A 12,110-nucleotide genomic window follows, 5' to 3' on the forward strand; every position below is an offset into this window, starting at 1 on the left:
CGATTCAACAATTTAATTATTATTTATAAACTGTCATAGCCGATAGTACAAAAGTGTAATGATTAACCTATGACTTGTGTCAATTAATCTTATGACAATATGTAACTAGAAAATATGATATGGAATAAATAACAATTAAATTAAGGCAATTGATTCGTGCAAGTACATGAATCAATCTTGTTTATAAAAATAATTCAATTGAGGTGGGCAAAAATGAATAAGAAAATAATGATTGCAATGGTTAGTACAGCTTTATTAGTCACAGGATGCGCGGAAGTAGGAAACGCTCAAACTGTAGCAGTCGAAAATTCAGGTCAATCAGTCCAAAAAAATATAGTTAAATCAATACAATCACAGGCTAACCCATTAAAAACGATAGAGCCGTCAAAACCATTTGAAGATTTAAAACCACTTAAGAAAATGATTGGGAACGCGCAATATGTAGGATTAGGAGAGAATACTCATGGAAGCTCTGAAATTTTTACTATGAAGTTTCGCCTTGTGAAATATTTGGTTACTGAAATGGGTTTTACGAATTTTGCAATGGAAGAAGATTGGGGAAACGGCTTAAAACTAAATGAATATATCCAAACAGGAAAAGGAAACCCTAGGGAATTTTTAAAATTGTTATATCCTACTGATGAAATTATAGCCATGATTGAGTGGATGAAAGATTATAATGCTGATCCATCCAATAAAAAAAAGATCCAATTTATTGGGCTCGACTTAAAGACATTGGACCAAGGTAGCTTTAATAAAGTAATTGATTATGTAAGGCTCCATCGACCAGATTTGCTGGCAGAAGTAGAAGAAAATTATAAAGAATTGTCTTCTTTTACTGGAAGTATACAGGAATATATGAAACTTGCTCCTGAAAGAAAAGAGAAGTTTAAAGCAAACGCTGAGAGAGTAGCCCGATTACTAAAAGATGAGAATGAGCAAGCCAACACAGAAATAATTCCATCCGAGTACATCTGGGCGAAAGCAGCGGCAAGTGCAATAGAGAAATTTACCACAATGCTACTCCCTAACGACTATCCAAGTATAATAAAACTACATGAACAATACTTGGCCGATCATGCAATGTGGGCACAAGAGACATTTGGTGGTAAAACGATGGTATGGGCACACAATATTCATATAGCTAAAGGAATTATCGATGAGAAATTATACCCTTATGTTGCGGGGCAGTTTTTGAAGGAACGTTTAGACAATAATTATGTCACAATTGGTAGTTCAACTACGGAGGGGAATTTTACCTTATACAGCGAATATGATCCTTCCACTGGAGGTAAGATTACAACCGACACTATTCCACAAGATGTAAAAAGTTTCAATTATACTCTCGGAAAAGTGCCATATAAAATGTTTTTATTGGATAACCGTCACCTTAAAGGACAAGCAGAAAAATGGGTTAAAGCAAAAAGACCATTACTAAGTATAGGGGGACAAATCCTCCCGAACAGTTCGGTGTATTTTGATACTTCATTGCTTGAGCAATTTGATATTATTTTTCATATTCGAAAAACAAGTCCATCTCATATTAAATAAAAGTACAAAGCAATCCCGTTCTTGCAGATGTAAGAACGGGATTGTTTTGTGAGGATTAATAAAGTGAAACTTTAATCAACAGGTTTTTGTTCATCCCCCACTGATTATTAGCCTTCACCAATCGTGCGTTTACCGGCAGCCCGCCCCCCACCTAACGCTGAATTTTGAGGTGGGAGTCTTACTGCCCAGTAAATAGCGGGATAAAAGCATCTTTTTTAACCAGAAGTAAGCTGCTCTCCCCTTTTTAACATCATTTAGAACTGTCATATGACACTTTTACACTAGTGAGAATGACAAAAAAAGCAGTATGATTCGGTTATTACACAGATAGGAGCGATGAACTTTATGAAATCAAGATTCATCCAGAATGGTTATTTTTTATTGCTAACTTTCGGTACAGGATTGTTTTATTTTTGTTTTTACCTAATAGCTCTGCTATTTAGTTTAACCCTTTCATTTACTGTTGTTGGGATTCCATTAATTATGCGCGTACTACAGACTACCACACCCTTTATCCAATTCGAGCGCATACAGACGAAAATTTATACAGATATTTCAACAGACTCTTACGATAGAAGTATAACAATGGATACATCGAACTGGTCTCAGGTGAAATTAGTGCTAACAGATCGTCGCACTTGGTGTGCTGTCTATTGGCTAATGCAGAAATTTACGATTGGCATTTTCAGTCTCATTAGTGCAATCATTTTTTACGTAATGCCACTTATGTTCCTGTTGGCACCACTACTGTATCGATACATCGATATGAATATTATATTTATACAAATAGATACTTTTGCCAAGTCACTCTTTGTAATGTTTATGGGTATAGTATTTACCGCCATAAGTATTAGAATAGTCGATGGTTTGACAAAGAAAATTGGGGGCTATACACGTAGTATGATTCGGCAACTAAATCAATAGAAGTTTGCAGTCTGTGAGTAGTATCGTAGTTTTAAATTAAAAAGTATAATAAGGCAGGAAGGATTAAATTATTATGTAGGAAGTAAAATGGTAGGCTATTTAGGGGGTAAAGGACTTGTTAGATATGGTTAAGTATTGGTTTTGGTATGATTGGATTATGTTAGGGGTACGCCTACTTGCTAGTGTGTCTATCATTCTAGCTACATTAAATTTTCAGGATGGTTTAACATTACCACTTTGGATTATTATTCTTTGGGAAATTATTGCCTTCTCTGTTCCATGGGTAGCCTTACTATTCAATTATAAATATTATTTGTTCACAGAAATACTGCTATATGGTGGACTATGTATATATTTAACCCTATTATTTCCAGAAGCTTACAACACATTTCTTATATCGGTGTTTCTAATTGCTGCGAATAGTAAGCATTTGTCCTATTATTGGACAGCTCCAATAACGGTTTTTATAACAACTGGAATTTTCTATGCGGTTGCGCCAAGTAATAGCTATTGGATTATGGTCACCTATTATGGATTCGCATATGTAATGGGCTTCGCTTTTCATTTATTAATCGTCAATCATAAACAAAATGAATCAATTCGTAAACAAAACGCGGTACTTGAGCAATATATGTCTCAGATTGAACGCATTACACTGGCGGAAGAACGAAACAGACTGTCGAGTGAGCTTCATGATACAGTTGGTCACGCTTATACTTCTATTATTATGGGGATGGAAACGTTGCGCACCGAACTTGCTACTGAAATGGGTATACAGAGGCTAGATTCTCTGCTTGAAATGGGACGTAAAAGCATCGAGGACGTGAGAGGTTACCTACATCAAATGGAGTCTCCTTGTCAATCGCCTTCCTTAATTCAATCTCTCCAAAATCTTGGAGCCGAATTTCAGGAGCACGCTCTGGTTAATGTAAGTTTTCGGGCATACGGAGAGGAATATGAATTGTCTCGGCAAGCGAAGATAGCGTTCATTCGTTGCTTACAAGAGTCCCTTACGAATGCAGTACGTCATGGTCAGGGAACTGAAATTATAGTTTCATTGCAGTTTGAACAACAATATACGAGATTAGAAGTTCAAGATAATGGAAAAGGAAATGTAGAATGGCAAGAAGGCTTCGGTATGAATGCGATGAAAGAACGAGCAATGAATTTGCAAGGTCAATTGTCTGTATATACAAAGCCAGATGAAGGAATGCTTGTTACATGTACCATACCGCGACAAACTGAAATAAAAGATGGACTTATTCGTTTGTTAATTGTAGACGACCAGCCGTTTGTTCGGGAAAGTTTGAGGACACTACTCGATAGATATGAAGATTTAAATGTAGTCGGTTTGGCCAAGGATGGCAATGAAGCCATCGATTTGTGTGGGCGCCTTCAACCTCATGTTATACTTATGGATTTAGATATGCAACACATGGATGGAGTCGAAGCAACCAAAAAGATTAAGCAACAATGGCCACATATCCGCATATTGATTTTTACCACTTTTCAGGATACCGAACAGGCGTTGGAATCGCTTCGCAACGGTGCGGATGGTTTTTTACTCAAATCTATTGAAACATTGGAGCTAGCTAATACGATCCGACTTATTCACAAAGGTGGGACACTGATTGATCAGGGAATGTCTCACAAAATATTTGAAAAGTTTGATGCGCAAAAAGAGACACCACAATCAAAAGCAACCGCTTATGAGCTAACAGCTAGGGAGATAGAAATATTGCAACTAGTAGCCAAGGGACTTCGATACACTACCATAGCATCAAGGTTATATTTATCGAATGGTACGGTCAGAAATTATGCTTCCACAGCTTATACAAAGCTAGGAGTCCGCAACAAAGAAGAAGCTGTGCAAAAGGCTCTAGAAATTGGAATTATTGAATAAGAAAAATGTTTTTTTGTTTCTCTACAGCAAGGTAAAATGTAGTTACAAGGTACAGTAGAAGATAAAGTGAAACTTTAATCAGTGGGGTTTGTTCATCCCCCACTGATTATGAGCCCTCACCAATCGTGCTGCCCGTTAATGCGGGATAAACAACATCATTACATTAATCTTTTTTAGGGAGTACAATTCCTTTAAATAATTGAACAGTAATCCAGTAATACATCGAGTAAATTACTACAAAAATAACAAGTGGTAACCAAATGCGAGAGTACGGATCGATTACAAGAGGGCTAAACATGTTCATACCAACTAATATATGAGTAATCCCTACAATTGCTGGGAATAAGAATATGAAGAATAACTCTTTATAAATCGATTTTGTTAATAACTCTCGGCGAACACCAATTTTATGAAGCATTTGATAACGTGTTACATCTTTTGATGCTCCCGACAGAACTTTAAACATTAAGCAGCTTGCCATCATTGCTAAAAATGCAATTCCAACGAAGAAACCCATAAACATTAGTCCGCTGGCAAAATCATGACTCATAATATATGTTTGATACTTACTACCCAATTCTTCCGCTTTCACATTTTTATATTTTGCTATCTGTAATTCATCAAGTTTTTTCCATTCTTTTATGTATGATCCAAAATCATCTGTTTTCCCCATAAACACAATACTTTCTTTCCCCTTCAATCCATTGTATATGTTATAATCTACAATTTTTATTTCATAATCAGGATATAAATAATTGGGCTGGATCGTTCTGAAAACCTGAATCCATTGTTTTGTGTCTGTCTCTCCTTCAGCCCGTTTTATTGAAAATGCACCAATTGGTATTTCCTCTGAAGCTTTCTCTATTTTCATACCTTGCAAGAAAGGGCGATTTTTCTCTACATCTTCTTTAAGATAATAAACATATCTATCATCAACTTTGTAATGATATTCAAGTTTTTCTTGAAATAAGATACTACCCAAAATTGTCTTTTCTTCCACTGTTGGATTATGAATGACTGAATCGTAAATTTGTATTTGATCTGTAATTTTTAGGATGTTGTTTTTAAATGCCATACCACAAGCAATTCCACCAGCACCAAGAGCCACTAAAATTGCTACTGTTGCAAGCACATTTGTTAGACTATTAATGCGGAAATTTAATTGTGCAAAAGTAAAAGCATTGAGGCCTTTTTCACTACGTTTTTTATTACTCTTTAGCTTGTTAATCATAACTGGAAGAAGTGATCCAAATATAAGGTAAGTACCAACAGTTGCTGAGATTAATCCAACAGCCATTAATCCCAAAACAATTAGCGAATTTGCATATGATATATAAATAAGTGATGCATAACCAATACCCAATAAAAGAATACCAAGGAATGCAACTACAACTGTCATTTTTCCTTTTATGGCAACACGTTCTGTTTGTTCATCAGCATGTACAAGTTGCAGTACAGAAATACGAGATAATTTAATACTATTCATAATTGCAGATAATACAAAGAGTGCAAAGAAGAAGATGCAAGTAATAGCTATAGATGGCAGATAAAAAGCTTTATAACCTTCGCCAGCAAACTCGAGTTGTTTCATTAATAGCTGACCGATACCTTCTGCAAGTCCTACACCAATTGTAATTCCAATCAAAAGAGAGGTGGCACCTAATATGATTGTTTCAATGAACATAAGTAAGGTAACTTTATGCTTTTTTGCTCCTAACATCATATACATACCAAATTCTTTTTGACGAAGAGCTGATAAGAAAGAGTTTGCATATAAAATATAGAAAAATGTGATAATCGCTAACAAAACGGAACCAATTTTAAAGACAGCCACAATATCCCTAATAGAAGAGTTAGATTCAAGGAACGTTTTATTGGATGCTAGCGTTTGAAACATATAAAAAGTTGAAATAGAGACAATAAGACCAACAAGTAAAACAATGTAATCTTGCAACTTACTTTTTAGGCCTGACATAGAAAGCTTAAATAACATGATTGAACTTCCTTCCTTACGCTTTTTGTGTGCCTAAGTTTGCAAGCACATCTAAAATTTCTTTATAGAATTCTTCACGGGTACTACCGCGATGAATTTCTTTATATAACTCACCATCTTGAATGAATAAAATACGTTGACAGTAACTTGCGCTGTAAGGATCATGCGTAACCATCATAATGGATACACCTTGCTCTTTATTTAAGCTTGTCATGGCATTAAGTAAACTCGTTGCATTTTTAGAATCTAGAGCTCCAGTCGGCTCATCTCCCAAAATAATTGCTGGTTCATGAACTAACGCACGTGCTGCTGCGGAACGTTGCTTTTGTCCACCAGATACTTCAGAAGGATATTTTTGAAGTATCGCTGTAATGCCTAACATATCAGCTACTTTTTCTACTTTCTTTCCAATATTACGAGATGAAACACCTTGAAGTGAAAGTGGGAGTGCGATATTTTCATAGATAGATAGATAAATTCTCCAATAAGTTAAAGTCTTGGAAAATGAATCCTAACTTTTGTGAACGAAAATCAGAAAGTTCCCCCTGCTTCATCCTCGTAATATCCGTTCCTGCAATTTCAACAACGCCGCCTGTCGCTTTATCTAACGTTGAAATTACATTTAATAATGTTGTTTTACCAGAACCAGAAGGCCCCATAATACCAACAAACTCTCCCTCTTGAATTGAGAATGATACACCTTTTAATGCGTGTGATTGATTCTCACCTTTTTTACCGTACAATTTTTGAATGTTTTTTACATCTACAACTGGCTTTATCATTTATATCCTCCTACATTTTTTTATTTCATTACAATAAGCTACTAAATTTGTTTACTACTAACAAAATAGACATGTTTCCTCCACACTTAAGCTACAATGAAATCTTTCCTTTTATCTTCTTTGCTCACCTGTTATGAAGTGACCTTTGTCAATAGTTTTTCACCCATAATATTTTTCTTGATGGCATACAAAAGCTTCAGAAATAAGATCTATCGACAGTTAACCACTCTGTTATTCGTGGATTGGTTACCTCAGGTTAATGGTTCGTCGTTAGGCTCTTATAATCTCACTGCGTGGATCACACCTTTTCAAATTCTAATAAATAGCTTGTTTATCAGAATTTCAGCCATGCCAGAAGAGGTGAGTCATAGATAGCCAGACCTGTAATTCACTATCTCTGAAGCTCATCTATGCCATCAATTGATACCTTTGGTTTCTAACTATGAATGAATCAATCAACTTCATATCCTTCCCTCTTTATTTTCGGTGAATTTTACCTGTTTCTAATCCCCATATAAAACACCCCAGTTCTCTTGCGATAGCTGTAACGGCAACATTTCTAGGTTTCCCTTGATATATCATGCGATAATATTTTCTTTGTAACCTTTCTACAGCCTGATCCGCATAAGCAATCACTTCGCTTCGTTGCCCTTTTTGTCTTGCTTTCACTCGCTTCGATTTTAATCCGATTGTTCCTTTTACCAACGCATTTGCACATTCTACAAGAGTAGACCTAACGGTCGAATTTCCTTGTTTTGTAATCGAACGTCGACTGATTTTTTCTCCACTTGAGCTTTCGCTTGGTGTCAATCCTACATAAGCCATAAATGCTTTAGCCGTGGGAAAACGAGTGAAGTCTGCAATTTCCACATGAACAGTCATTGCCGATGTTGTATCTATACCTTTTAAGCATCTTAAATTTGCGATTGGTTCTTCGTACCTTTCACGATGAGATAATTCTTCTAATCTCAGACTGAACCGCTCAATTTTATCGACTAGAACATCATACTGTAATAGGTATTCGCCTAACGTTTCTTTGAATAATCCTTGTAGATCAAGATTCTTTAACCATTTCATATAAGCGATTGTCCAGCTTGATTTCCCTTCATACACATAGCCATGCCTTAAAAGGAATGCTTTTATCTGTTGTTTTATTTTTTTCAAAGATGTTTTAAAATCACCTAACATGCGGATATACTCTTTCACGGCAACATCCTCTTCTTCTGGAACATATACTTCTTTATAGGTGCCATTTGCTAAATTAAGAGCAATCATTTTGGCATCGAATTTATCATTTTTAACCATTTTATTTTTTGATGAACTGTACATTGTTGTGGGAGCTAAAATATCACAATCAATTCCATTTTGTTCAAGAAGATTATGAAGTGAATACCCTAAACAACCAGCCTCATATCCAGCTTTAATTTTTATATCTTCACCATATTTTGTTTTCAGTTTCTCAACGAATTTTTTTACGAGAGATACATTTGAAGCACATCGTGCTTCTCTTACAATTTCCCCAGTTGTTCCGTGTAGTGCACATAAGCTAAAACTTTCCTTGTGGACATCCATCCCAATATAGATTATATTTTCCATAGTGGCCTCCTATTATCATAGGGTATAACCCCATTCATAATGTTTTCATTCATTATTATGGGTTAAAATCCCTGACTTGATAATCTAGGAGGTCGCTTCATATTATCTCATCACTTTGAATACACCCATGATAAACTATGAAAATTAGGAAACACCCCGTAAAATCCTTAAGATTTCTTAAGTTTTAAAAAAAGCTTATGGAACCTGTAGTTCCATAAGCTTTCTATCTAATTGAATGTTCAACAATAAAAGACATCCAACCATCTTTATATTCTGCATGTATATTACCATGATGAAGTTCAACAATTCTTTTTGAAATAGCAAGTCCCAGTCCATTTCCCTGGTCATCTTTTCTTGCCTTGTCCCCCCTGAAAAACCTTTCAAACAATTTATTTGGATCGCTAACAGGCGGTTTCTCGACTTTATTTGATACTTTCAACATTGCCTTGTTACCTATTAGTTCAAGACATATAGATAATTCGGATGGTTTCATGCTGTACTTTATCGCATTCATAAAAAGATTTTCATAAACACGTACCATTTTTTCTACATCTATGAAGATAGGTATTGTTTCTTGCGTAATTGATTTTTGAACGATTAAACTTTCCTTTTCAAATATAGGTATGTATTCTCCAACTATTTGTTCCAACAAACCTGATAAATCAACTTCATTAAGGTTTAACTTAGCATCTATACCTGATAAACGAGTATACTCAAACAGCTCATCAATTAAATATTTCAGTCTCTGTGACTTTGAATACGTGGTTTCAAGGTATTCCTGTAATTGTATGTTACTGTTGTATTGCCCTCTTTTTAATAAATCTATATAGCCAATAATAGATGTTAAAGGTGTGCGTAAATCATGAGATACATTGGTGATAAGTTCATTTTTTGTACGTTCTAATTGTCTTTCTTGTTCAAATGTATTCTCCAATTCCTTGGACATATAGTTGATATTTTGAGCAAGTTGGGTCAATTCGTCCTTCCCCTTAATCCCAATTGTTATACCCAGTTTTCCATTTGCAATATCATTCACATTTTCCGAAATGAGCTTCAAATATACTATTTTCTTTCGAACCAATAGCAAAAAGATTACTATAAAGTTTAAGATTGCGAACGTAAATAAGAACAACATTGCGAGTCTCACTTCAAACATGCCAAAATCTTCGTGTTTTATAAAAAATGGATCTATGACGTATTGCACAATGAGGATTGTTAAACCAAATGAAATAAAAAAACTAATTGCAACAGCACCAAGAAGTTTTATAATAATCTTATTTCTGAAACTAACATTCTTCATATTTTATACCCAATTCCCCAAACAGTTTTAATATAAATGGGATGTTTAGAATCTTCTTCAATTTTGTCTCTTATTTTTGTAATATGCACCATGACGGTATTATCTGATTTATAAAAAACCTCTTTCCAAACTGCTTCATATATTTTTGCTACACTCAGGACAATCCCTTTGTTACGGGCGAGTAGTTCGAGAATAGCAAACTCTTTTGGAGTTAACCTTGTTTCTTTTCCCCTTACCCATACTTGACGAGTATCTGTATTCACGGTTAAGTCACCAATTTCTAGAATACTTTTATTATGTTCTATGGACGTATTGTATTTTTTAAACCTTCTTAATTGGGATTTTACCCTAGCAATTAATTCTAGTGGGTTAAACGGTTTTGATAAATAATCGTCTGCACCAGAGGCTAGGCCCTGAATTTTGTCTATATCCTCAGATTTTGCAGATAGCATAATGATAGGCATATTGCGATCTTCCCTAATTTTCATACATGCTTCAATGCCATCCATATTCGGCATCATAATATCTAAAATAATCAAATCAAATTCCTTTTCTTCTAACAGTTGTAAAGCTTGTATAGCATCTTCTACCTTTTGAGTTTTTAGGCCTTCATTTTCCAGATATACAGAGATAAGATTTCTAATCTCTTTATCATCATCAACAATAAGAATTTTTGACTCCATATTATTCCTCCACATTAAATGCAATAAGTATCCAATAAAGCATATATTTGTTGTTACTTAGTTAATAAACTTAATAGAGATGGTTTCTATCTTCTTTCTTTACTTAAGACGATCTTTTGTAAAATACACAAAAAGACCGTCACAGTATTGTGACTAAAAAACAAGAAAATTTCAATAACTAATACTATTATTATTTATTTTTAGCTTTTAAGACACCCAGCGCTATTTTGGTTGCTTCTGCAATAAGCTTATCATCGTATTTAGCATCCTCTTTATCATGATTAGAAAGTATCGCAAGAACAATTGGCTTTTTATTTGGTGGCCAAATAATTGCGATATCATTTCTGGTTCCATAAGATCCTGATCCAGTCTTATCAGCTACTTCCCATCCTCCTGGAACTCCAGCACGAATTAAGTTGTCTCCCGTAGTATTCCTTTTCATCCAATCTATTAATAAATCCCGTTTCTCAGTTGAAAGTACATCTCCTAGCGCAAAAGCCTGAAGACTAGTAGCTAATGCCTTTGGGGTACTAGTATCATGTACGTCTCCTGGATGCACTTCGTTTAACTCTGGTTCAAAACGTTCAGGATTTGTAACGGTATCTCCTATTTCTCTCAGTGATTTTTTGAATTCACTAGGTCCACCTAATTGTTTAAGAATAAGATTTTGGGCAGTATTATCACTATATCGAAGGGAAGCATCTGCAAGCTCTTTCAGAGTCATACCCCTATCAACATACTTTTCTGTAATTGGATTGTAATTAACAAGATCTTCACGAGTATACAAAACTCTTTGATTTAGATCTTCTATTGATTTCTTTTGTAAAAGTACTCCCACAGCTAAAGCTTTGTGGGTAGATGCGTATGCAAACCGTTTATCTGATTGATACGTAACGGTTTGATTCGTATCAGTGTCCAATGCATAAATACCGAGTTTAGCATCAAATTCTTTTTCAAGTTTAGCAAAAGAATCATTACCAGTAGTTTCTTGTTTGGTTTGATTTGTTTGTTTTGTTTGTTTAGGTAATTCAGACTGAGTATTGCCATCGGAACAGCCTATAAGCGTTGCACATGAAAGAAATACTACAGGTACCATCTTTTTGTAATGTAAAATGTTAAAAAACTTGTTTAAGACTATCATACATTTTCAACCTCTTTCAAGAATATATAGTTTTTCTAGGTGTTATACATATCGATACAATTAAAGAGTGTATCGGATATCACTCTTCTTGCATCTCACTTTTCATCAAATGATTGAACTATCATGAACACCTGTTTTATACGTATACTTAATAGACAACCTAAGTAACAAGTTTGTTCCATTTTTATCAGTAGTCGTATCTAGAAACCTAAAAAAGTCCATTTAGAAGATCTAAAT

8 protein-coding genes and 1 pseudogene are annotated in these 12,110 nt (G+C 34.8%); 3 read left to right on the top strand and 6 right to left on the bottom strand.

Annotation, left to right across the window (positions count from 1 at the left end; all coding sequences use genetic code 11):
- The first annotated feature begins 213 nt into the window (after positions 1–213).
- The 3 genes from MHH55_RS10030 to MHH55_RS10040 all read left to right on the top strand — a co-directional run bounded on the left by MHH55_RS10030 (position 214) and on the right by MHH55_RS10040 (position 4,378).
- Positions 214–1,551, top strand: coding sequence for an erythromycin esterase family protein (locus MHH55_RS10030; protein WP_078187001.1), 1,338 nt, complete (start codon positions 214–216; stop codon positions 1,549–1,551).
- A 345-nt stretch (positions 1,552–1,896) separates the two neighbouring features.
- Positions 1,897–2,475, top strand: coding sequence for a sensor domain-containing protein (locus MHH55_RS10035; RefSeq protein ID WP_000842192.1), 579 nt, complete (start codon positions 1,897–1,899; stop codon positions 2,473–2,475).
- A 115-nt stretch (positions 2,476–2,590) separates the two neighbouring features.
- The gene (locus MHH55_RS10040) at positions 2,591–4,378 is read left to right on the top strand and encodes a helix-turn-helix transcriptional regulator (RefSeq protein WP_078187000.1); all 1,788 of its coding nucleotides are present in this window, start codon (positions 2,591–2,593) and stop codon (positions 4,376–4,378) included.
- 163 nt (positions 4,379–4,541) lie between these two features.
- Here MHH55_RS10040 and MHH55_RS10045 read toward each other — a convergent pair whose 3' ends face one another.
- From MHH55_RS10045 to bla, 6 genes and pseudogenes are all read right to left on the bottom strand, one after another.
- Complete coding sequence (locus tag MHH55_RS10045) at positions 4,542–6,371, bottom strand: FtsX-like permease family protein (RefSeq protein WP_000897821.1); 1,830 nt, start codon at positions 6,369–6,371, stop codon at positions 4,542–4,544.
- A gap of 16 nt (positions 6,372–6,387) precedes the next feature.
- Positions 6,388–7,153: pseudogene (locus tag MHH55_RS10050) on the bottom strand (ABC transporter ATP-binding protein).
- Between the two features lie 477 nt (positions 7,154–7,630).
- Positions 7,631–8,749, bottom strand: coding sequence for an IS110 family transposase (locus MHH55_RS10055; protein ID WP_340880263.1), 1,119 nt, complete (start codon positions 8,747–8,749; stop codon positions 7,631–7,633).
- A 223-nt stretch (positions 8,750–8,972) separates the two neighbouring features.
- The gene (locus MHH55_RS10060; RefSeq protein WP_078186541.1) at positions 8,973–10,049 is read right to left on the bottom strand and encodes a HAMP domain-containing sensor histidine kinase; all 1,077 of its coding nucleotides are present in this window, start codon (positions 10,047–10,049) and stop codon (positions 8,973–8,975) included.
- A complete protein-coding gene (locus MHH55_RS10065) occupies positions 10,046–10,732 on the bottom strand; it encodes a response regulator transcription factor (RefSeq protein WP_000444089.1) in 687 nt (228 codons plus the stop codon). Before MHH55_RS10065 ends, MHH55_RS10060 begins: the two co-directional genes overlap by 4 nt.
- Positions 10,733–10,922: 190 nt before the next feature.
- On the bottom strand, positions 10,923–11,873 hold the full coding sequence (gene bla, locus MHH55_RS10070; RefSeq protein WP_016512586.1) for a class A beta-lactamase: 951 nt from the start codon (positions 11,871–11,873) through the stop codon (positions 10,923–10,925).
- Positions 11,874–12,110: the final 237 nt, after the last annotated feature.

The sequence above is a fragment of the Bacillus sp. FSL K6-2944 genome, from assembly GCF_038005385.1.
Classification (GTDB): domain Bacteria; phylum Bacillota; class Bacilli; order Bacillales; family Bacillaceae_G; genus Bacillus_A; species Bacillus_A cereus.

Bases quoted from the DNA above. Each gene is read 5' to 3' on its own strand.
- MHH55_RS10055 (WP_340880263.1), bottom strand. From the start codon at position 8,749: ATGGAAAATATAATCTATATTGGGATGGATGTCCACAAGGAAAGTTTT.
- MHH55_RS10030 (WP_078187001.1), top strand. From the start codon at position 214: ATGAATAAGAAAATAATGATTGCAATGGTTAGTACAGCTTTATTAGTC.
- bla (WP_016512586.1), bottom strand. From the start codon at position 11,873: ATGATAGTCTTAAACAAGTTTTTTAACATTTTACATTACAAAAAGATG.
- MHH55_RS10060 (WP_078186541.1), bottom strand. From the start codon at position 10,049: ATGAAGAATGTTAGTTTCAGAAATAAGATTATTATAAAACTTCTTGGT.
- MHH55_RS10045 (WP_000897821.1), bottom strand. From the start codon at position 6,371: ATGTTATTTAAGCTTTCTATGTCAGGCCTAAAAAGTAAGTTGCAAGAT.
- MHH55_RS10035 (WP_000842192.1), top strand. From the start codon at position 1,897: ATGAAATCAAGATTCATCCAGAATGGTTATTTTTTATTGCTAACTTTC.
- MHH55_RS10065 (WP_000444089.1), bottom strand. From the start codon at position 10,732: ATGGAGTCAAAAATTCTTATTGTTGATGATGATAAAGAGATTAGAAAT.